Source organism: Saccharopolyspora phatthalungensis, assembly GCF_014203395.1.
GTDB classification, from domain to species: Bacteria; Actinomycetota; Actinomycetes; order Mycobacteriales; family Pseudonocardiaceae; genus Saccharopolyspora; species Saccharopolyspora phatthalungensis.
In genome coordinates this window covers 257,950-278,624 of the sequence record NZ_JACHIW010000001.1, presented here as the reverse complement: position 1 = coordinate 278,624, position 20,675 = coordinate 257,950, and the positions used below count along the sequence as shown (strand labels likewise).

The 20,675-nt window shown below is 69.7% G+C and carries 18 protein-coding genes; 6 read left to right on the top strand and 12 right to left on the bottom strand.

What is annotated here, in order from left to right; genetic code table 11:
* Positions 1 to 22: 22 nt before the first annotated feature.
* The 3 genes from BJ970_RS01090 (at position 23) to BJ970_RS01080 (ending at position 3,329) form a co-directional block, all read left to right on the top strand.
* Positions 23 to 1,291 carry an RNA polymerase sigma factor gene (locus tag BJ970_RS01090; RefSeq protein WP_184722439.1) on the top strand — a complete coding sequence of 423 codons (1,269 nt, stop codon included), beginning with the start codon at positions 23 to 25 and terminating at the stop codon, positions 1,289 to 1,291.
* A gap of 101 nt (positions 1,292 to 1,392) precedes the next feature.
* Entirely contained in the window at positions 1,393 to 1,866 is a 474-nt protein-coding gene (gene rraA, locus BJ970_RS01085) for a ribonuclease E activity regulator RraA (protein ID WP_184722437.1), read from the top strand.
* An 89-nt stretch (positions 1,867 to 1,955) separates the two neighbouring features.
* On the top strand, positions 1,956 to 3,329 hold the full coding sequence (locus BJ970_RS01080) for an acyl-CoA dehydrogenase family protein (RefSeq protein ID WP_184722434.1): 1,374 nt from the start codon (positions 1,956 to 1,958) through the stop codon (positions 3,327 to 3,329).
* 56 nt (positions 3,330 to 3,385) lie between these two features.
* Here the strand turns inward: BJ970_RS01080 and BJ970_RS01075 are convergent, their stop codons facing one another.
* The 7 genes from BJ970_RS01075 to tkt form a co-directional block, all read right to left on the bottom strand.
* The gene (locus BJ970_RS01075; protein ID WP_184722432.1) at positions 3,386 to 4,600 is read right to left on the bottom strand and encodes a glycoside hydrolase family 10-like protein; all 1,215 of its coding nucleotides are present in this window, start codon (positions 4,598 to 4,600) and stop codon (positions 3,386 to 3,388) included.
* Positions 4,601 to 4,814: 214 nt separating this feature from the next.
* The gene (pgl, locus tag BJ970_RS01070) at positions 4,815 to 5,579 is read right to left on the bottom strand and encodes a 6-phosphogluconolactonase (protein WP_184722428.1); all 765 of its coding nucleotides are present in this window, start codon (positions 5,577 to 5,579) and stop codon (positions 4,815 to 4,817) included.
* Positions 5,576 to 6,532, bottom strand: a complete 957-nt coding sequence (gene opcA / locus BJ970_RS01065) for a glucose-6-phosphate dehydrogenase assembly protein OpcA (RefSeq protein ID WP_184722425.1) — start codon at positions 6,530 to 6,532, stop codon at positions 5,576 to 5,578. Before opcA ends, pgl begins: the two co-directional genes overlap by 4 nt.
* On the bottom strand, positions 6,529 to 8,064 hold the full coding sequence (zwf, locus tag BJ970_RS01060; protein ID WP_184722397.1) for a glucose-6-phosphate dehydrogenase: 1,536 nt from the start codon (positions 8,062 to 8,064) through the stop codon (positions 6,529 to 6,531). Before zwf ends, opcA begins: the two co-directional genes overlap by 4 nt.
* Positions 8,061 to 9,695: a phosphoglucose isomerase-related protein gene (locus tag BJ970_RS01055; RefSeq protein WP_184722393.1), complete on the bottom strand. Its 1,635-nt coding sequence runs from the start codon at positions 9,693 to 9,695 to the stop codon at positions 8,061 to 8,063. The genes zwf and BJ970_RS01055 overlap by 4 nt, the downstream gene beginning before the upstream one ends.
* Positions 9,696 to 9,860: 165 nt before the next feature.
* Entirely contained in the window at positions 9,861 to 10,967 is a 1,107-nt protein-coding gene (gene tal, locus BJ970_RS01050) for a transaldolase (protein ID WP_184722390.1), read from the bottom strand.
* 14 nt (positions 10,968 to 10,981) lie between these two features.
* Positions 10,982 to 13,078, bottom strand: a complete 2,097-nt coding sequence (gene tkt / locus BJ970_RS01045; protein WP_312864053.1) for a transketolase — start codon at positions 13,076 to 13,078, stop codon at positions 10,982 to 10,984.
* Positions 13,079 to 13,592: 514 nt separating this feature from the next.
* Here tkt and BJ970_RS01040 point away from each other — a divergent pair.
* Entirely contained in the window at positions 13,593 to 14,525 is a 933-nt protein-coding gene (locus BJ970_RS01040; RefSeq protein WP_184722386.1) for a heme o synthase, read from the top strand.
* 269 nt (positions 14,526 to 14,794) lie between these two features.
* Here BJ970_RS01040 and BJ970_RS01035 read toward each other — a convergent pair whose 3' ends face one another.
* Positions 14,795 to 15,763, bottom strand: a complete 969-nt coding sequence (locus BJ970_RS01035) for a quinone oxidoreductase family protein (RefSeq protein ID WP_184722383.1) — start codon at positions 15,761 to 15,763, stop codon at positions 14,795 to 14,797.
* Positions 15,764 to 15,950: 187 nt separating this feature from the next.
* Between BJ970_RS01035 and BJ970_RS01030 the strand changes: the two genes are divergently transcribed.
* Positions 15,951 to 16,271, top strand: a complete 321-nt coding sequence (locus BJ970_RS01030; protein WP_184722380.1) for a hypothetical protein — start codon at positions 15,951 to 15,953, stop codon at positions 16,269 to 16,271.
* A 171-nt stretch (positions 16,272 to 16,442) separates the two neighbouring features.
* Entirely contained in the window at positions 16,443 to 16,937 is a 495-nt protein-coding gene (locus tag BJ970_RS01025; protein ID WP_184722377.1) for a GbsR/MarR family transcriptional regulator, read from the top strand.
* A gap of 43 nt (positions 16,938 to 16,980) precedes the next feature.
* Here BJ970_RS01025 and BJ970_RS01020 read toward each other — a convergent pair whose 3' ends face one another.
* From BJ970_RS01020 to BJ970_RS01005, 4 genes are all read right to left on the bottom strand, one after another.
* The gene (locus BJ970_RS01020; RefSeq protein ID WP_184722374.1) at positions 16,981 to 17,934 is read right to left on the bottom strand and encodes a COX15/CtaA family protein; all 954 of its coding nucleotides are present in this window, start codon (positions 17,932 to 17,934) and stop codon (positions 16,981 to 16,983) included.
* Between the two features lie 74 nt (positions 17,935 to 18,008).
* Entirely contained in the window at positions 18,009 to 18,854 is an 846-nt protein-coding gene (locus BJ970_RS01015; protein ID WP_184722371.1) for an SCO6745 family protein, read from the bottom strand.
* A 79-nt stretch (positions 18,855 to 18,933) separates the two neighbouring features.
* The gene (locus tag BJ970_RS01010; RefSeq protein ID WP_221467356.1) at positions 18,934 to 19,650 is read right to left on the bottom strand and encodes an ABC transporter permease; all 717 of its coding nucleotides are present in this window, start codon (positions 19,648 to 19,650) and stop codon (positions 18,934 to 18,936) included.
* 89 nt (positions 19,651 to 19,739) lie between these two features.
* A complete protein-coding gene (locus BJ970_RS01005) occupies positions 19,740 to 20,675 on the bottom strand; it encodes an ABC transporter ATP-binding protein (protein ID WP_184722365.1) in 936 nt (311 codons plus the stop codon).

The window sequence follows — 20,675 nt, the reverse complement described above, 5'->3', positions numbered from 1 at the left end:
CGTCGCGAGCTGAGATGGCGCGGTGACGGTTTCTGAAACACACCGCGCCATCGAGGCTGTCTGGCGGATCGAAGCTGCCCGGCTGATCGCGGGGCTGGCGCGGATCGTCGGCGACGTCGGCCTGGCCGAAGAGCTCGCGCAGGACGCGCTGGTCATCGCCCTGGAGAAGTGGCCGGAGGCCGGGGTGCCGCCGAATCCGGGAGCCTGGCTGATGTCGACCGCCAAGCACCGCGCGATCGACCGGCTGCGCCGCGACCAGCGGCTGGAACGCAAGCAGGACGAAATCGGCCGCGAACTCGGCCACCGGCAGCACGTCGAGATCGACGTGGAAACCGGCCCCGACTTCGGCGACGATCTGCTGCGCCTGGTCTTCACCGCGTGCCACCCCGTGCTGTCCACCGAGGCCCGGACCGCGCTGGCGCTGAGGGTGCTCTGCGGCCTGACGACCGCGGAGATCGCTCGCGCGTTCCTGGTGCCGGAGGCGACCATCGCCCAGCGCATCGTGCGGGCCAAAAAAACGTTGGCGCGTAAGAAAATCCCGTTCGAGGCGCCGAGCGGCGCCGAGCTCGCCGCCCGCCTGCCGTCGGTGCTGGAGGTCGTCTACCTCGTCTTCAACGAGGGGTACGCGGCGACCGCCGGGGACGACTGGATGCGGACCGGGCTGTGCGAGGACGCGCTGCGGCTCGGGCGCATCGTGGCCGGGCTGGTGCCCAACGAACCCGAGGTGCACGGTCTGGTGGCGCTACTGGAGATCCAGGCATCCCGCACCGCCGCGCGCACCGGTCCGTCGGGCGAGCCGGTGCTGCTGCTGGAGCAGGACCGCGCCCGGTGGGATCAGCTGCTGATCACGCGCGGGCTGGCGGCGTTGGCCCGAGCCGAGGGACTGCTCAACGCGCAGGAAGGAGGTGGCACGCCCGGTCCCTACACGCTGCAGGCCGCGATCGCCGCCTGTCACGCGCGGGCGAGAACGCCGGAGGAGACCGACTGGACGCGGATCGCGGCGCTTTACGAGGTGCTGGGCGAGCTGTCCCGGTCGCCGGTGGTGGAGTTGAACCGGGCGGTGGCGGTGTCGATGGCCTTCGGGCCGGAGCACGGCCTACACCTCGTCGACCAGCTTGTTGCCGAACCGGCGCTGAAGAACTACCACCTGCTCCCCAGCGTTCGCGGCGACCTGCTCGCCAAACTCGGCCGGCATGACGAGGCCCGCGAGGAGTTCGAGCGAGCGGCGTCCCTCACCGCCAACGCCCGTGAGCGCGCCGTTCTCCTGGAACGCGCCCGCGCGAGCGGTTGACGCGCAGCTTTGACGAAACCGGTGTGGTGTTGCTCGCGGTGCGGCGCGGGGCGCGGCAACCCGTGGGTACGCTCGCCGTCCACGCCAGACCGGGAGGAATCATGACTCAGGCGACGGCCGATCTCGCGGACCGGGAAGGCCCGGAGGTGCGCAGCTGCGACGTGCAGTTCCGCAACCTCGGCGGACGGGCGGCCTTCGAAGGCCGGATCCGCACGGTCACCTGCTTCCAGGACAACGCCCTGCTCAAGAAGGTCCTCTCGGAGCCGGGCGACGGCCAGGTGCTGGTCATCGACGGCGGCGGTTCCTTGCACACCGCGCTGATCGGTGACGTGATCGCCGAGATCGGCCGCTCGAACGGCTGGAGCGGCGTCATCGTCAACGGTGCGGTGCGCGACTCGGCGGTGCTCGCCGAGATGGACTTCGGCGTCAAGGCGCTCGGCACGAACCCGCGCAAGAGCACCAAGACCGGTGCGGGCGCGGTGGACGAGGTGGTCGAATTCGGCGGCGTCCGCTTCGTCCCCGGCGAGCACGTGGTGTCCGATCACGACGGCATCGTGGTGGTCACCGAGGGGTAGGCGATTTCAATCGCCGCACGGTGGCGTCGAAGAGGAGACTTGAGCCCGAGAAGTAAGTGCCTTTCGATCATGCGAGGGGATGCATCGTCATGGCCATCGACTTCACGCTCAGCTCCGAACAGCGGGCGCTCCAGGCGTCGGCGCGGGCGTTCGCCCAGGAGGTGCTCGCCCCGGTCGTTCGCGAAGCAGACGCCGAGACCGATCCGCTGGCGGCCTTCCAGCGCACCAAGGAAGCCTACGTGGCGGCCTACCGGGCGGGCATCGCGTTTTGCATGCTGCCCAAGAAGTACGGCGGGGGAGGCCTGAGCAACGTCGAACTGATCCTCGCCGCCGAGGAGATCTGCGCCGTGGACCCGGGATTCGCCTGCACGATCCTGGTGAACGGCTTAGGGCTGCTGCCCGTGTGGTACTGGGGCAGCGAGGAGCAGCAGGAGCGGTTCCTCCGGCCGGCCACCTCCGACCCCAGCGGCGAGTACCTGGTGGGGTATGCGGTCAGCGAGCCCGCCGGCAGCCCGGGCGGCACCGCGAACTTCGACACCCCGGAGCCCGCCCCGGTCGGCATCGGGGTCACCGCCACCCTCGACGGCGACAGCTACGTCCTCAACGGGCGCAAGTACTGGCCGTGCAACGTGGCCGGATGGGACGGCAAGGGCGCCAACGCCAGCATCGTCGTGGTGCGCACCGATCCGTCCAAGGGCGGTACCGAGGGCCTGTCAGCGATCATGATCGAGCGCGGCACGCCCGGGGTCAGCTACCGGCTGATCAGCAAGATGGGTCACCGGCTGACCCCCAACGCGGAGATCGTCTTCGACAACGCTAGGGTGCCGGCGAACAACCTCATCGAGGGCACCCGAGGCAACGGTGACCTGCTGATCAACCGGAACTTCGCGTGGTCCGGTCCGGTGGCCGGGATCGCCGCGGTCGGCGTCGCCCGGTCCGCCTATGAGGCGGCGCTGGACTGGGCGCGGACCTACACCGCCGGAGGCCCCAGCCCGATCATCAACCACCAGTACGTCGGGTATGTGCTCGGCGATGTCGCCGCCCAGATCGAGGCGTGCCGGTACCTGTGCTGGAAGACGGCGCACTTCCTCGACCGGCACGACTACCACGGCGAACTGATCGGCGCGATGTGCAAGATCCACTGCACGGAAGCGCTGTTCGCCTCGGTGTACAAGTGCCTGCAGGTGGTCGGCGTGAACAGCCTCGACACCCGGCACAACTTCGAGAAACTGCTGCGCGAGGCAGCGGTGTTCCCGCTCTACGACGCGGGCAATTTCGGGATGCAGCGCCGCCGCGTCCATGGCGTCATGGCGAGCCCGGACTTCAACCCCAGGGCGCTCATGGACGACGAATTCGTGCCGTTCACCAAACAAATGGAGGAAATCGACACGGTTCCGGGCTACGCGGAAACCCCGCTGCCGACGCAGCGGGCCAAGCCCGCCAGGGCCCCGACGAAGGTGTAGCTCTAGGCGAGACGCAGCGGTGCGAGCCGCGCGCGAGCTCGCACCGCCGGTCTCGCTCAACGGACCGAGTAGTGCTCCTTGACGAGCCGGGCCATCGCTTCGGCCGCGTTCGTGGCCAGCGACTTGGCACTGAAGTAGATGTCGCCCCTGACGCCGGGGTACTTGCTGTTGAGGCTCAGGTGGGCGGAAAGCTCGCCGGGATCGGTCCAGCCCTCCCTGCCGACGCGGTAGGCGGCCTGGCCGATGTAGAGGTCGACACCGGTGCCCGCGACAGTCTTGGACCACCACGGGACCAGGGCCGCGTAGTCGGCGGCCGGGTGGCCGATCTGCCAGTAGACCTGCGGGGCGATGTAGTCGACCCAGCCTTCCTGAACCCACTTGCGGCTGTCGGCGTAGATCGCCGAGTACGACTCCAGGCCGCGGGTCTGCGAGCCCGCCGGGTCGCTGGCCGCGTTGCGCCAGATGCCGAACGGGCTGACGCCGAACTTCGCGCCCGGCTTGGCCCGGTGCACCCGAGTGTCCAGTTCGGACACCAGCTGGTTCACGTTGTGCCGCCGCCAGTCCTCGATGTTGTCGAAACCCTTGCCGTGCTCGGCGAAGGTCCGCTCGTCCGGGATCTTCTGGTCCTTGACCGGGTACGGGTAGAAGTAGTCGTCGAGGTGCGCGCCGTCGACGTCGTAGTTGGCGACCGCGTGCATGATCGCGTCGATCACGAACTCGCGTGCCTGCGGCACGCCCGGGTTGTAGTACAGCTTGCCGCCGTAGGCGAACGTCCACTCCGGGTGCTTGCGCGCGGGATGCTCCGGGACCAGCGCGTTCGGATCGTCCTTCATGCTGATGCGATACGGGTTGAACCAGGCGTGGAACCGAAGGCCGCGTTTGTGTGCCTCGTCGATCAGGAACCGCAGCGGGTCGTAGCCGGGGCCGCGGCCCTGCTGGCCGGTCAACCAGTGCGACCACGGTTCGTACGGCGACGGCCAGAACGCGTCGGCGGTCGGCCGCACCTGGACGAACACCGCGTTCAGCTTGTTCGCGACGGCCTGGTCAAGCAGCTTGCGGTACTCGTCCTGCTGCTGGGCGGCGGGAAGCCCCGGTTTGCTCGGCCAGTCGATGTTGTCGACCGAAGCGATCCACATCCCGCGCAGCTCGGTGGTCGGCGCCTTCGCCGCGGCCCCGGTGGTCCCGAATAGCCCGAGCAGGATCGCCACCAGTCCCAGTGCCAGCCCCACCACGTCCGCCCGGATCCGACGCAACCCTTGAGTGCGGGTCATCCCAGCTCGCCTCCGCCGCTGATCGAAAAGTGCGGGCCACAGCGTACGGCCGACACCCGCCGCGCGCTTGCTCGACGAAAAATCGTTCCCTCGCCCGATAAGGGGGCCTTTCCGGCGAGTATGGTGCTCGCACCGCAGAGCACAGCGAGACGCAGTTCAGACCCCAGGGGCGCCCTTGAGCACTCGCTTCAAAGGCGCCCCTGGGGTCGGGAAATCAGGCCCCGGTGGCGATGGCCGATGCGGCGTCGAGATCGAGGAGCCAGAGGGTTCGGTCTTGGCCGTAAGCTCCCGCAACCGGGATGTCGACCGGTTTCGCCCCGCCCAGCGTCGCCGCCACGGGTTCGGCCTTGGCGGTGCCGGTGGTCACCAGCCAGACCTCCGAGGCCGTTTGGATCGCCGGCAGCGTCAGGGAGATCCGGGTCGGCGGTGGCTTCGGGCAGTCGTGCACGCCCACCACCGTTCGCTCGATTTCCTGCACATACGGCGTGTTCGGGAACAGCGACGCCGTGTGCCCCTCTTCGCCGACGCCGAGCAGCAGCACGTCGAAATAGGGCACCGCGATGTCGGTGGCCAGCGAGGCCGTGGTCGCCAGCACCTCGGCGTAGTGCGCCGCCGCGGCTTCGACGTCAGCGCCGAACTTGCCATCCGGTGGGGCCATCGGATGCACTCTTCCGGGATCGACCGGGACGTGGTCCAACAGGGCGCGGCGGGCCTGGGTTTCGTTGCGGTCCGGGTCGCCGTCCGGCAGGAACCGCTCATCGCCCCAGTACACGTCCACGTATTCCCACTCCACCGCGTCTCGCGCGGGGGAGCGGTTGATGTGTTCGAGCACGCCGATGCCCGCCCGGCCACCGGTGAGCACCAGCGACGCGACGCCCTGCTCGACCTGCGTGTCGATCAACTTGGTGATCAGCCGGGCCGCCGTCGCGGCGACGAGCAGCTCGGCGGTGGGGTGCACGATCACTTCCGGCCGACTCATGAGCCCACCTCGACGGATTCAGCCGGTTCTTCCTCAGCACGCACTATGTTGTCCAGTCCCTTTAAGGTGGCCTCGTAGATCTCGTCCGGGTCGAGGCGGCGCAACTCCTCGCTGAGGCAGTCGCGCACCTCGCGCCGCTGCAACGACACCCGCCGCACCGGCTGGCCCGGCTGGGTCAGCGATCCGACCTTGCCGTCCGGGCGGACGATCTCCACGTTGCCCGACGGGCGTTCCAGCACCGCCGAGACGATGCCCGGCCCGCGCGGGTGTTTCACCCGGCGCACCGGGATGTCCAGGTAGCTGGCCAGCCACGCGGCCAGCAGGTCGGTCGAGGGCGAGTCCGCGGCGCCGGTGACCGTGGCGGCCGTGACGGCGTCGTGCGGCGGCAGGTCCAGCGCCGCGGCCAGCATCGCGCGCCAGGAGGTCAGCCGCGTCCAGGCCAGATCCGTGTCACCATCCACATAGGACCGGACACGTTTCTGCAGCGCGGCGATCGGGTCGGCCTCGGCCGCCGCGTCGGTGATCCGCCGGTGCGAAAGCGCGCCGATCGGGTCCTTCGCGGGGCTTTCCGGGGCGTCCGTGGGCCACCACGCCACCACCGGCGCGTCCGGCAGCAGCAGCGGAACCACCGAGCCCGCACCTTCATCGGCCAGCGGCCCGTACAACCGCAGCACGACGACCTCCGAGGCCCCCGCATCGCCGCCGATGCGGATCTGGGCGTCCAGCCGGGGCGCGGCCTGCCGCGCCCCGCTGGCCACCACGATCACCCGGCACGGGTGCTCCCGGCTGGCGTCATTGGCGGCCTGGATGGCCTTCTCCACCTCGGTGCCGTCCCCGGTGACGATCACCAGGGTCAGCACCCGGCCCAGCGCGACCGCACCACCGGTTTCGCGCAGTTCGACCAGCTTCTTGTTGACCTGCGAAGTGGTTGTCGATGGCAGATCGATGATCACGGTCGCCTCCAGGTGCGTCCGGTTCGGGCCAGCATCGCCTCCGCCGAGGGCGGACCCCACGTTCCGGCCTTGTACGGCTCGGGCTTGGCCTTGGCGGCCCAGTGATCCAGCACCGGGTCGAGGATCTGCCAGGACAACTCGACTTCCTCGTTGACCGGGAACAGCGACGGCTCGCCGAGCAGCACGTCCAGGATCAGCCGCTCGTAGGCCTCCGGCGAAGACTCCGTGAACGCGTGCCCATAACCGAAGTCCATGGTCACGTCGCGGACCTCCATCGAGGTGCCCGGGACCTTCGCGCCGAAGCGCATCGTGATGCCCTCGTCCGGCTGTACCCGGATCACCAGGGCGTTCTGCCCGAGTTCCTCGGTCATGGTGCTGTCGAACGGCAGGTGCGGGGCGCGCTTGAACACCACCGCGATCTCGGTGACCCGGCGGCCCAGCCGCTTGCCGCTGCGCAAGTAGAACGGCACCCCGGCCCACCGTCGGCTCTCCACCTCAAGGGTGATCGCCGCATAGGTCTCGGTGATCGAGTCGGACGCGAAGCCGCCCTCCTCGTGCAGGCCCGGCACCAGCGAACCGCCCTGCCAGCCGCCGGTGTACTGGCCGCGGGCGGTGGTCTGGTCGAACGGGCCGACCGGCTTGGTCGCCGAGAGCACCTTGATCTTCTCCGCGCGCAGGTCCTGCGGGGAGAACGAGACCGGCTCCTCCATCGCGGTGAACGCCAGCAGTTGCAGCAGGTGGTTCTGGATCACGTCGCGCGCGGCGCCGATGCCGTCGTAGTAGCCGGCCCGCCCGCCCAGGCCGATGTCCTCGGCCATGGTGATCTGCACGTGGTCCACGTAGTGCGCGTTCCAGATCGGCTCGAACAGCTGGTTCGCGAAGCGCAGCGCCAGGATGTTCTGCACCGTCTCCTTGCCGAGGTAGTGGTCGATGCGGAACACCGACTCCTCGGGAAACACATCGTTGACGATCTGGTTGAGCTGCCGCGCGCTCTCCAGGTCGTGGCCGAACGGCTTCTCGATGACGACCCGCCGCCAGCTGTCCGGGGCCGGATCGGTCAGCCCGGACCGGGACAGTTGCTTGAGCACCGTCGGGAACGCCGACGGCGGCACCGACAGGTAAAACGCGTGGTTGCCGCCGGTACCTCGGTCGGCGTCGAGTTCCTTGACCGTGTCGGAGAGCCGGTCGAATGCGGCGTCGTCGTCGAACGAGCCCGGCACGAACCGGATGCCTTCCGCCAGCCGGTCCCACACGTTCTGGTGGAACGGGGTCCGCGCATGCTCCCGGACCGCGTCGTAGACGACCTGTCCGAAGTCCTGGTCGGCCCAGTCGCGGCGGGCGAAGCCGGTCAGCGCGAAGCCCGGCGGCAGCAGGCCCCGGTTGGCCAGGTCGTAGATCGCCGGCATCAGTTTCTTGCGGGACAGATCACCGGTCACGCCGAAGATCGTCAGCCCGCACGGGCCGGCGATCCGCGGCAGCCGCTTGTCCCGCGGGTCGCGCAGCGGATTGTGCCACTGGTCGCTTTGAGTCACGCCTGGTCCTCCAAGGGATGCAGGTCTTGCACGGCCTTGACCAGCTCGACGAGCCCGGCCGGCCGGTCGGTGAGGTGCAGCCGCAGCACCGGCCGGTTCCGGTCGGCGAGCACCTGGCCGTCGCCCAACGCCTGGGCGCGCTGCAGTCCGGCAAGAGTGTACGGGCGGTCCGGCACCTCCAGGTCTTCTTCGGGCGCACCCGTGATCTGCAGGAACACGCCGTTCTGGTGGCCGCCCTTGTGGTATTGACCGGTGGAGTGCAGGAACCGCGGCCCCCACCCGAAGGTCGTCTGCAATCCGGTGCGGCGCGCCAGCTCCGGACGCAGCACCGCGGTCGAGGCGTCGTCAAGCCGGTCCAGGTAGGCCTGGATCGCCAAGTAGCCGCCCCGGGGAGCGGCGGCGAGGAACGCGCGCAGCGCCTCGGTCACGTTGCCCACCCCGGCGGACAGCCAGTCGCCGGACGGGTGCACCTCGATCGCGCCCTCGACCAGCGCCGGGGTCGCGGCGGGCCCGCCGGCCGGGCCGTCCAGCAGCGCCCGCGCGGCCTTCTTCGCGGCCTCCACGTCCGGCTGGTCGAACGGGTCGATGCCCAGCAGCCGACCGGCCAACGCGGTAGCGAACTCCCACAGCAGGAACATCGTGCCCAGCGGTCCCGTGGTGCTGATCTGCGCGCCCCTGACGGCCGGGCCGATCGCCACGGTCGTCGCGTCCGCACCGGCGTTGGCGAAGCCCGGCGCGTCGGTGTTCTCCACGACCACCGGCAGCAGCCCGGTCCCGTTCTTGCCGGTGGACTCGGCGATCAGCTGCTCGACCCAGTCGCCGAAGCCCTTGACGCCCGAACCGGTATCGGCGAACACGACCTTCTCGGCGCCCTTGGCGTGCGCCGCGCCCAGCGCCGCCGCCAGTTGCAGGGCCGGGTTGTCCTGGCTGTCTGTCCGCAGCGCCTGGAACGCAGCCGCGGCGTCGTCCAGCAGGGCCGCGACATCGGCACCGGCCAGCCCGGCGGGCACCAGGCCGAAGGCGGTCAGCGCCGAGTAGCGCCCGCCCACGTGCGGATCGGCGGTGAACACCTTGCGGTATCCGGCTTCGCGCGCCGCCGATTCCATCGGCGAACCGGGGTCGGTGACCACGATGATGCGGGTCACAGGATCGATTCCGTTTTCCGAGAACGCCCGCTCGAAGATCCGGCGATGGCTGTCGGTCTCGACGGTGGTACCCGACTTCGAGGAGACCACCAGCACGGTCCGGTCGAGGTCACCCGACAGCGCGTCGGCGACCTGCCCGGGGTCGGTGGTGTCCAGCACGACCAGCGGCACTCCGGCGGTCGCGGTGATCACCTCCGGGGCCAGCGACGAGCCACCCATCCCGGCCAGCACAATGCGGTCCAGGCCCTCGGCGTGAAGTTCGGCGCGCAGCGCGTCGATTTCGGCGAGCAGCGGACGCGAGCTCTCGTGCAGCGTGGTCCAGGACAGCCGGATGGATGCCTCGCTCTCGGCGTCCGGACCCCACAGCGTGGCGTCCTGGGCGGCGAGCTTGCCGGCAACCGCATCGGCGGCCAGTCGCTCGACCAGCGGTCGGGCCTCGGCCGCTAGCGCCACATCGGGAATGTCGACGGAGGTTTCGGTTGCCATGTAATTCCTTCAGCGCTCGATTGAGTTGGGTCGAACCCTAGTTCGATACGCAACCGGGCCGGGTTCGATCTTGGAAGCCAACTTCGTGCGACCACAGTGTCGCCGATCCGGGCCGGTGCAGCAGGTGTGCACCGGCCCGGAATTCGCGGAGACTTCGGCGGTTTTTTACTTCGCCTGCGCCAACTGCTGGCCGACGGTTTCCAGCAGCTCGGTCCACGACTTCTCGAACTTCTCGACGCCCTCGCGCTCCAGCACGGCGAACACGTCGTCGAGGTCGATGCCGATCTCGGCAAGGTCGTCGAAGACCTGCTGCGAGGCGGCAGCCGTGCCGGTGACCGTGTCGCCGCGCACGTCGGCATGGTCGGCGACGGCCTTCAGGGTCGCCTCCGGCATGGTGTTCACCGTGTTCGGGGCGACCAGCTCATCCACGTAGCGCGTGTCGGAGTAGGACGGGTCCTTGACGCCGGTGGACGCCCACAGCGCGCGCTGCGCCTTGCCACCGGCGGCCTCCAGCGTCTTCCAGCGATCGGTCGAGAACACCTCTTGGTAGGCGGCGTAGGCCAGCCGGGCGTTGGCGATCGCGGCCTTGCCGCGCAGCTGCTCGCCGCCGGAGATCTTCTCCAGCCGCTTGTCGATCTCGGTGTCCACGCGGGAAACGAAGAACGACGCCACCGAAGAGATCCGGCTGATGTCGTGCCCGTTGGCCTTGGCCTGCTCCAGGCCGGCCTGGAAGGCATCCATCACGTCGCGGTAGCGCTGCACGGAGAAGATCAGCGTGACGTTGACGCTGACGCCCTCGGCCAGCACGCGGGTGATCGCGGGCAGGCCCTCCACGGTGGCCGGGATCTTGACCATCAGGTTCGGCCGGTCCACGGCCTTCCACAGGTCGACGGCCTCGGCCACGGTGCGCTCGGTGTCGTGCGCCAGCCGCGGGTCGACCTCCAGGGAGACCCGGCCGTCGACGCCACCGGTCGACTCGTAGACGTTGCGGAAGATGTCCGCCGCGTCGCGGACGTCCGCGGTGGTCAGCTCCCGCACCGTGTCGTCCACGCTCGCGCCGCGGGCCGCCAGCTCGCGCACCTTCTCGTTGTAGTCCGCCGCGTTGGACAGCGCGTTGGCGAAGATCGTCGGGTTGCTCGTCACGCCAACGACGGCTCGGCCGGTGATCAGCTCGGCGAGGTTGCCGGAGTTGATGCGCTGGCGGGACAGGTCGTCCAGCCAGATCGAGACCCCGGCTTCGCTGAGCGCCTTGAGGTTCGGGTTGGTGGTCAAAGGAATTCCTCCGCTCACGCCTGGTCGGTGTTGCTCAGGCTGCGCCGGGCCGCCGCGACGACGGCCTCGACGGTGATGCCGAACTCGTGGTAAAGGGTCTTGTAGTCCGCCGAGGCGCCGAAGTGCTCGATGGACACCGACTCGCCGGTGTCCTTGAGGAACCGGTACCAGGGCATCGCGATCCCGGCCTCGACCGAGACGCGGGCCTTGACCGTCTTCGGCAGCACCTTCTCGCGGTAGGCCTCGTCCTGCGCGTCGAACCACTCGACGCACGGCATCGACACCACACGAGTCGCAACGCCGTCGGCCTCCAAGATCTTCCTGGCCTCGACCGCCAGCTGGACCTCGGAACCGGTGCCGATCAGCACCAGCTCGGGCTTGCCGTTGCCGGCCTCGGCCAGCACGTAGCCGCCCTTGGCGACGCCCTCGGGGTCCACGCCTTCCAGCGTCGGCACGCCCTGGCGGGTCAGCGCCAACCCGGCGGGGCCGCTCGGGTCCTCCAGAATCGCCTTCCACGACGCCGCGGTCTCGTTGGCATCCGCCGGGCGGACCAGCGAGAAGCCCGGGATCGCGCGCAGGGCGGCCACGTGCTCGATCGGCTGGTGCGTCGGGCCGTCCTCGCCCAAGCCGATCGAGTCGTGCGTCCACACGAAGATGACCGGGGCCTTCATCAGCGCGGCCAGCCGCACCGCCGGACGCATGTAGTCGCTGAACACCAGGAAGGTGCCGCCGTAGGGGCGGGTGCCGCCGTGCAGCGCGATGCCGTTGAGGATCGCGCCCATCGCGTGCTCGCGGATGCCGAAGTGCAGCGTCCGGCCGTACGGGTTGGCGCTCCAGCTACCGGTGGAGATCGACTCCGGGCCGAACGAGTCGACGCCCTTCATCGTGGTGTTGTTGCTCTCCGCCAGGTCGGCCGAGCCGCCCCACAACTCGGGCAGCACGTCGGACAGCGCGTTGAGCACCTCACCGGAAGCCTTGCGGGTGGCGATGCCCTTGCCGTCGGCCTCCCAGCTCGGCAGCTTCTGCTGCCAGCCGGCGGGCAGCTCGCGGGTGCTCAGCCGGTCCAGCAGCGCTTTGCGCTCCGGGTTGGCCGCCGCCCACTTGTCGAAGGCGAGCTGCCACTGGGCGTGTGCGGCCTTGCCACGGGTGATGACCTCGCGGGCGTGCTCCAGCACGTCGGCGTCCACCTGGAAGGACTGCTCCGGGTCGAAGCCCAGCGCCTCCTTTACCCCGGCGACCTCGTCGGCGCCCAGCGCGGCACCGTGTGCCTTGCCGGTGTTCATCTTGGTCGGCGCCGGGTAGCCGATCACCGTGCGCAGCACGATCAGGGTCGGGCGGCCGGTCTCGGCCTTGGCGGACTCGATCGCCGCGAGCAGGCCCTTGACGTCCTCTCCGCCGTGCACCGTGACGACGTGCCAGCCGTAGGCCTCGTACCGCTTGGCGGTGTCCTCGGACAACGCGATGCGGGTGTCGTCCTCGATGGAGATCTCGTTCGCGTCGTAGATCACCGTGAGGTTGCCCAGCTGCTGGGTACCGGCCAGCGACGACGCCTCGGAGGTGATGCCCTCCTCGATGTCACCGTCGGAGGCGATCACGTAGATGTGGTGGTCGAACGGGCTCTCCCCCGGCGCGGCCTCCGGGTCGTACAGGCCGCGCTCGCGGCGGGCGGCCATCGCCATCCCGACCGCGGTGGCCAGGCCCTGGCCCAGCGGGCCGGTGGTGGTCTCGACCCCGTCGGTGTGCCCGTACTCCGGGTGGCCCGGCGTCTTCGAACCCCACTTGCGCAGCGACTTGAGGTCGTCCAGTTCCAGGCCGTAGCCGGCCAGGAACAGCTGCACGTACAGCGTCAGGCTCGAATGCCCCGCCGACAGCACGAACCGGTCGCGGCCGATCCAGTTCGGGTCGCTGGGGTCGTGCCGCATGACGCGCTGGAACAGCGCGTAAGCGGCGGGTGCCAGGCTCATCGCGGTACCGGGGTGGCCGCTGCCGCAGTTCTCTACCGCGTCGGCGGCCAGGACGCGGGCGGTGTCCACCGCGCGCTGGTCCAGCTCGGTCCAGTCTTCGGGCAGTTGCTTGGTGGTCAAGCGGGCAAGGTCGTCGGTGACGGACACGGACGCAGCTCCAAGTTTCCTTCGGCGGTTCTCGCTATGCAGCGGTGAATGCGGTCGCTGGACCGATTCGAACCGCGGTTATCCCTCGTCCGACGGGCAGCCTAGTCGTGTCCGATCAGTCACGTGCCGACCCGTCTGAATTGATGCCCTTCGCCCATCCGGGGTGGGGTCGTTCGGCGCCCGACACTGCGCCTGGGAGACCACGGTTACGCCGTCCGGGTGACGACGCCGACGACTCGGCTGGTGACTGCCCGTGCCCCGGGGCTTTGCGGCCCTGGGGTTTCGCGCTGAAGGGCGACCCGTTACCGGTCGCGGCAGGAACACGACGAGGATACCGGCCGAGGGGCGTGACCAGGACCACGGGCTTGGTGCGGAGGCCCCCGGAGTAGACCCGAGCGAGGCGGGTTTCAGTAGCGCGCCTACTATTCATGGTCGGTCCAATTCGGCGCGTCCGGGTTGTTCCAGGTCGCCCGAAATGCCTTAGGAGTGCCATGCCGTCGGTGAGCGCAGCGTCGTGACCACCGTCGACGCCCCCCGGACACGGCACGCTCGGCGACCCGCTGAGCTGCTGAAAGCCTATGCCGGGCTGATCAAGCCGCGGGTCATCGAGCTGCTGCTCGTGACCACGATCCCGGCGATGCTGCTGGCCGCGCGCGGCATCCCCTCGCCGTGGCTGGTGCTTGCCACGCTGATCGGCGGCACCATGGCGGCGGGCAGCGCGAACGCGCTGAACTGCGTCGCCGACGCCGATATTGATCAGGTGATGAAGCGCACTCGGGCCCGCCCGCTGGTGCGGCACACGGTGTCGAACCGGCACGCGCTGATCTTCGGCATCGCGCTTGGGGTGGCGTCCTTCGGCTGGCTGTGGGCGACGACCAACCTGCTGGCCGCCTCGCTGGCAGTCGGCACGATCTTGTTCTACGTCTTCGTCTACACGCTGGTGCTCAAGCGGCGCACCGCGCAGAACATCGTCTGGGGCGGCGCCGCCGGCTGCATGCCGGTGGTGATCGGCTGGGCCGGGGTGACCGGCCGGGTGGACTGGCCGGCGCTGGTGATGTTCGGGGTGATCTTCTTCTGGACGCCGCCGCACACCTGGTCGCTGGCGATGAAGTACAAGGACGACTACCAGCGTGCGGGTGTCCCGATGCTGCCGGTGGTGGCGAAGCCGACGTATGTGTCGCGGCAGATCGTGGTGTTCACCTGGCTGATGGTGGCCTGGACGTTGCTGCTTGCCCCGGCAACCGGCTGGCTCTACACGGCGTTCGCGGTCCTCTCGGGCGCGTGGTTCCTGTACCTGGCGCACCGGCTGCACGCCGCGACCAAGCGCGGCGCGAAGACCAAGCCGATGAAGCTGTTCCACATGTCCAACACGTATCTGATGATCGTGTGCGTGGCGCTGGCGGTGGATTCCGCGCTCAGCCTGCCCGTGCTCGGCTGGCCGTTCTAGCTAGCTAGAGATTGTTTCGAAAGTGGTTTGCGTAGCGGCGCGGGTGGCGGCCCCCTGCGGGAGTTACCGTCGCCGCCTGGGCTCCGGGATCCCCGACTTATGTATGCCCAATACACGGCGCTGGGGCTGTCCTCGCCAGGCGACGTCTGAGCCGTTTGGGATCCCTTGGGCAGGCGGTGCAAGCTGAGTCCCACACCGCAAGCGGCTTACGCCGCTTGTCGTCAGGTGCCGTGCGTGCTTCGGGAGGCCCCGAAGCACGCACGGGACGATCACGGGAGCAGCAGGAGTTTGCCGGTGGTGCGGCGGCCTTCCAGGTCTTCGTGCGCGCGGCCGGCGTCTGACAGCGGATAGCTGCCACCGATGCGGATCTTGAGGGTGCCGCTGACGAGCCAGCCGAACAGCTCCTCGGCCCGCCGGTCCAACTCCTCGCGGGTCAGGATGTGGTGGGCCAGGCTGGGGCGGGTCAGGAACACCGAGCCGGCCGCGTTCAGCCGCTGCGGGTCAACCGGCGGCACCGGGCCGCTGGACGCGCCGAACAGCGCGAGCATGCCGCGCGGACGCAGGCTGGCCAGGCTCGCTTCGAAGGTGGTCTTGCCGACGCCGTCGTAGACCACATCCACGCCGCGCCCGTCGGTGAGGTTCGCGACGTCCTGCGCCACGTCTTCCTCGGTGTAACGAATGATCTCGTCGGCGCCCGCCTCCCGCGCCAGCTTCTCCTTCTCGGGGGTGGAGACGGTGCCGATCACGTTCGCGCCGCGCGACTTGATCAGCTGGGTCAGCAGCAGGCCCATGCCTCCGGCAGCCGCGTGCACCAAGGCGGTCTCACCGGTTCGCACCGGGTAGGTCGAGGTGATCAGGTAATGCGCGGTCAGGCCCTGCAGCAGCGCGGCGGCTGCCGTCCGATCGTCCACTCCGTCCGGTACCCGCACCGCCTTGTCGGCCGGCACCACGGCCCGCTCGGCGTAGCTGCCCGGGATCATCACCCAGGCGACCCGGTCGCCGATTCCGAAGCCGGTCACGCCGGGGCCGACCGCGAGGACCGTGCCCGCGCCCTCCGAACCGGGTGTGAACGGCAGCTTCATCGAGTAGATCCCGCTGCGCTGGTAGGTGTCGATGAAGTTCACCCCTGCCGCGGCGACCTCGACCAGCAGCTCGCCGGCCTGCGGGTCGGGCACTTCGGCTTCGGTGTATTCCAGGACTTCCGGTCCGCCGTTGGCCGCCACCCGAATTGCGCGCATGCTTTCTCCTTCGCCTGTGGTGCCTCAAAGGGCTCAACGAGTGCAACTCATCAAGTCGCTCCGGTCTTCCCGGGAAAGCACCCGACATCCGAATCATGCTTCCCGCGGCGCATCGCCGGTTGTCCGCGCGGGTGTTCTGCGCAATGGTTCTTCCCGCTGTGTGGTGGGACGTGTTTAGGATTCGGCCATGACGGCAGCCGAGAAAGACACCGAGCACACCACCGAACCGTCGCCCAAGGCCATCGCCACCGCCAAAGCGTTTGTGGGCGGACATGGCGGGTCCGCGCGCGCGGTGGTGGAGAACCTGGGGCGGGCCGGTGCCCGGATCGTGCTGATCGGCGAGGACGGTCAATTCGGCGACGTGCTGGTGCCCGATGCGGCCACCGGCGAGGCCCTGGTCGAGGCGGTCGACGGCCTGACGCCGCACAAGTGGGACGGCGAGACGACCGCGGCACTGAAGATCGGTGCCGCGCATCGGCGAAGGATGGCCGGGGCACGAGCGCGATAATGCCGCCTGCCGGAACTCGCGGATCCGCCGCTGGGCTTCCGGCCGCGGTTCGCCTCCGCCTTTCGCCCGGCGTTGAAACGGCACAACACGCCAGCGGTCGCTGCTTGGCTCATGCCTTCGCTGTAGTTTATTTTTTTCAGCGGGGACTAAAGTCGATCACTTGGAGTCGTCGTGTCCGATTATGTGCAGCGCACCGACCGGCCCGCCATGTCGGAGTGGATCGAACAGATGGCGGCGCACTTCGAGGCCAGCGAGGGCATGCCGCTGATCGCCGGCCGGATCCTGGCCTTCCTACTGGTCTGTGACCCGCCGGAGCGCACCGCCGCGGAGCTCTCGCACGCGCTGGCCGCGAGCACCGGATCGATCAGCACCAACGTGCGGCTGCTGATGCGGCTCGGGGTGATCTCCAAGACGACCCGGCAGGGCCGCGAGGCGGCGTTGTACCGGGTGGAGGAGGCGCGTTGGCCGGAACTGGTCCGGCACCGAATGCAGCGGGTGACCGGGCTCGAAGAACTCACCGCGCAGGGGCTACGGATGTTCAGCGGCCAGGGCGAACGGGCCCGCCGCCTGCGCACGGTGCACGAGTTCTACCAGTGGTTGTCCGGCGAGATGCCGGAGCTCTGGCGCCGCTGGGAGCGCGAGGGCAAACCCCGGCTCCGCTTCTGACCGCGATTTCAGACGCGCCGGTTTCCCTTGAAATCGCCGAGGATCAGGCGGCGACGGAGTCCTTGGCGGTGGTCTCGGCCGTCGGCTCCAGGAGCGGACCGCGGTAACGGGACTCCCCCCACAGCAGGGCGGTGACGATGATCACCAGCGTCGCCGCCGCCACATGCAGCACGACCATAGCCTCGGGAACGCCGAGGTAATACTGGGCGGAACCGATGCCGGCCTGCACCAGCACCAGCACGCAGGCCATGCCGTAGGTCTTCAGCAGTGCCTTGGTCGGGCGGGCGCTGCGTAGCCACACGCCAAACACCGCGAGCAGCAGCACGTACGCCATCACCAGTAGGCCGTGGACCTGGACCGTCGTCGGAACCGGCAGTCCCAGTCGCGGGGTGTTCGGGTCGCCGGCGTGCGGCCCGGAGGCGGTGACCAGGGTGCCGACGATCAGTACCGCTGCGGTGACCGCCACCAGGACGACCAGCAGTGTGCGCATCGGCGGCGGCACCACGCCGACCGGCTTGCGGTCGCCCTCGGCGGTCGCCTTGACCAGGATCGTGGCCAGCCAGATGAGCACCGCCGAGGCCATGAAGTGCATCGACACGCTCCACCAGGCCAGGTTGACCCGCACCGTCATGCCACCGATGATCGCCTGCGCGATCACGCCCAGCGGCATCACCAGCGCCAGCCGTACCAGGCGCGGCCGGTAGGGCACGCACCGGCGCGCGGCCACGAGGCAGGCCAGCGCGATGAACCCGATCACGCCGGTCAGCAGCCGGTTGCCGAACTCGATCACCTGGTGCAGGGTCGCGACCTCGGGGTGTTGGACCGGCACCATGCTGCCCGGGAAGCACTCCGGCCAGGTCGGGCAACCGAGCCCGGAGCCAGTGACGCGCACGATCACGCCGGTCACCGAGATCAGCGCCTGCGTCACCAGTACGGCGAGGGCCAGGGTGCGCACGACGCGCGCTGACGGGCGGGAGATCCGGGAAGAAAGCGGCACGAAGTCGATGGTAAGCGGCGCCGGAAAACCACCCGCCCGCAGGGCTTGACAGCCCTCGCCGACCGGATCTCGGCCTACCGGCGCAGTCCCTCCGGCATCGCGCCCGCATCCGCCAGCGCCTTGCTGAGCCGGCCGCCGTTGCGGATCAGGACCTCCGTGCGGGCTTCGCCGAGTGCCGACCACGGCGCCATGGACATCGCGTCGGTAGCGGACTCGATCTCCTCCCGCAGCGCGAGACCGGCATCGGTGATCTCATCGCCGGCGTCGACCAGGCCGCGTTCGCGCAGTTGGCGGGAGGCTAGCGCCCACTGCTCGTCGGACCACCCGCGAAGCTTCTTCGCCGCCTCCGGCGTGAACCCACCGCTCGTGGTGCTGTGCAGCGCCAGCGCCTGGACGCCGCTGAGCTCGGCCTGCTGCAGCGCGGCGATGTGCGCGTCGCCGCGGAACTCGCGCAGCAGCGTGATCGCGTGCCACAGCTTCAGATGGGGTTCATCGGGCCAGTCCAGGTCCGCGTGTCCGGCGTAGAGCGGCTTGCCGTCCGGGGTGCAGGCCGTCGTGGCTTCGCGGGCCAGTTCGGCGGTTTCCGCGACGGTCTCCGAGGCGATCACGTCCTCGCCGAGCATCCGGCGTAACGCCTCGTCGGCGGCCTTCAGCCGGGCGGCGAGCACGGCGTCCGGGGTCGCGATCGACCAGGCGCGGGGGATCGACTTCGCGACGGATTCGGGGTTGAAGTTGTAGAAGGTCGCCGCCACCACCCCGGCTCCGACGGGACCCATTGGTGCGGCCCGCCCGGCGTAGTAGGACATCCGGCCGGGTGCCAGGCCGAGTCCGGCGAAGCCGTCGGCCGCTTCGGGGGCGAAGTAGATCATGGCGTGGATGAGTTCCAGGGACTGCTTCGCTCGGCGCGCGATCTTGGTCATGCCCGCATCCTAAAACGGCGTTTCGGGCCGGGGGCATGGCTCCGCTTTGAGCGGTACTCAGACGATCGGCGAAGGCAGGTCAGATCAGCCGGGTCGTGCGGATCGCCACCGCGCCGCACACCGCGCCCCACGCCGCGAGTACGGCGACTGGCTGCACGCCGGGCAGGGCGCCGTTGACCAGCACCGCTTCGAGCGCTTCCGCCAGCGCCCCGGACGGCAGGTAACCCGCGACCACTCCGACCGGGCCGGGCAGCTCGCTCGCGGGCAGTGCCAGGCCGCCGGCGAGCAGCAGCACGAACCAGATCGCATTGGCCAGCGCGAGCACGATCTCGGCCCGCAGGGCACCACCGACCAGCACCCCGGCCGCGCCGAAGGCGAGCGTGCCCAGCACCAGCAGCGCAACCGCGGGCAGCAATCCGGAAAGCGCCGGTGACCAGCCCAGCATCACCGCGGCGATGCTCAGCACGACCGCCTGCAACGCCACGACCAGCAAGGCCGCCAGGACACGGCCGGACACGAGGGTCCAGCGCGGCAGCGCCGTCGCGGAGAGCCGCTTGAGCACGCCGTAACGCCGGTCGAAGCCGAGCGCGATCGCCTGCCCGGTGAACGCCGTGGACATCACCGCCAGCGCCAGGATCCGCGGCATCACGGAGTTCACCCGCGGTTCCGGCAGATTGCCGATGTGCAGGGTGCTCAGGCCGATCAGCAGCGCCAGCGGGATGATCAGCGTCAGCAGCGCCTGCTCGCCGTGCCGGATGATCAGCAGTGCCTCGATCCTGGTCTGCGCGGCCAGCATCCGGCCCGCGCGGCCCCGGCCGGGCGCGGGGGCGAACGTGCCGGGCGGGAACTGGGCGCCGAGTTGGGCTGGAGCGTTGGTCTCGGCGTTCACGATCGCAGCTCCCGTCCGGTCAGTTCCAGGAAGACGTCCTCCAGGCTGCGGCGGCTGACCCGCAGTTCGTGTGCGAGCACGCCGTGCTGCGCGCACCACGCGGTCACCGTCGACACCACCTGCGGGTCGACCACGCCGCGCACTACGTAGTCGCCGGGACGCAGCTCGGTGGCCTGGCAGCCCTCCGGCAGCGCGGCCAGTAGCAGTTCCAGGTCCAACGCGGCCTGGGACCGGAACCTCAGTTCCTGCCTGCCGTCCTCGGGTGCGGTGAGCTCCTCGGCGGTGCCCTCGGCGACCGCGCGACCGTGGTCCACGATCACCACCCGGTCGGCCAGTGTCTCGGCCTCGTCCATCAGGTGCGTTGTCAGTAGCACGCTCACGCCGTCGCGGCGCAGCGCGCCGACCAGGTCCCAGACCAGCCGCCGCGCCTGCGGGTCCAGGCCCGCGGTGGGTTCGTCGAGGAACACCAGCTCGGGGCGGCCGACCAGGGCGCACGCCAGCGAGAGGCGTTGCTGCTGGCCGCCGGAAAGCCGTTTGTAGGGGGTGCGGCGGGCGCTGTCCAGCCCGAGCACGTCCAGCAGCCACGCCGGGTCCAGCGGATCGGCGGCGCAGGTGGCGACCAGGTGCAGCATTTCGTCGGCGCGCACGCCGGGATAGGCGCCGCCGCCCTGTGGCATGACGCCGATGCGCGGCCGCAACGCTTCGGATTGCGTTCGCGGGTCCAGGCCGAGCACGCGGATTTCGCCGTCGTCCGGGCGTTGGAAGCCTTCGCAGATTTCGACCGTGGTGGTCTTGCCCGCGCCGTTGGGGCCGAGCAGTGCCAGGACGGTGCCGCGCGGCAGGCACAGGTCGAGTCCGGCTACGGCGACGGTGTCGCCGAAGCTCTTCTTCAGCCCCCGCAACCGGACGGCCGGGCTGTCGGCATTGCTCAC

Coding starts and splice junctions, on each gene's coding strand:
- BJ970_RS01055 (WP_184722393.1), bottom strand. CDS start 9,695: ATGGCAACCGAAACCTCCGTCGACATTCCCGATGTGGCGCTAGCGGCC.
- BJ970_RS01075 (WP_184722432.1), bottom strand. CDS start 4,600: ATGACCCGCACTCAAGGGTTGCGTCGGATCCGGGCGGACGTGGTGGGG.
- BJ970_RS01010 (WP_221467356.1), bottom strand. CDS start 19,650: ATGCTGGCCGCGCAGACCAGGATCGAGGCACTGCTGATCATCCGGCAC.
- BJ970_RS01015 (WP_184722371.1), bottom strand. CDS start 18,854: ATGACCAAGATCGCGCGCCGAGCGAAGCAGTCCCTGGAACTCATCCAC.
- rraA (WP_184722437.1), top strand. CDS start 1,393: ATGACTCAGGCGACGGCCGATCTCGCGGACCGGGAAGGCCCGGAGGTG.
- pgl (WP_184722428.1), bottom strand. CDS start 5,579: ATGAGTCGGCCGGAAGTGATCGTGCACCCCACCGCCGAGCTGCTCGTC.
- BJ970_RS01080 (WP_184722434.1), top strand. CDS start 1,956: ATGGCCATCGACTTCACGCTCAGCTCCGAACAGCGGGCGCTCCAGGCG.
- BJ970_RS01035 (WP_184722383.1), bottom strand. CDS start 15,763: ATGCGCGCAATTCGGGTGGCGGCCAACGGCGGACCGGAAGTCCTGGAA.
- BJ970_RS01030 (WP_184722380.1), top strand. CDS start 15,951: ATGACGGCAGCCGAGAAAGACACCGAGCACACCACCGAACCGTCGCCC.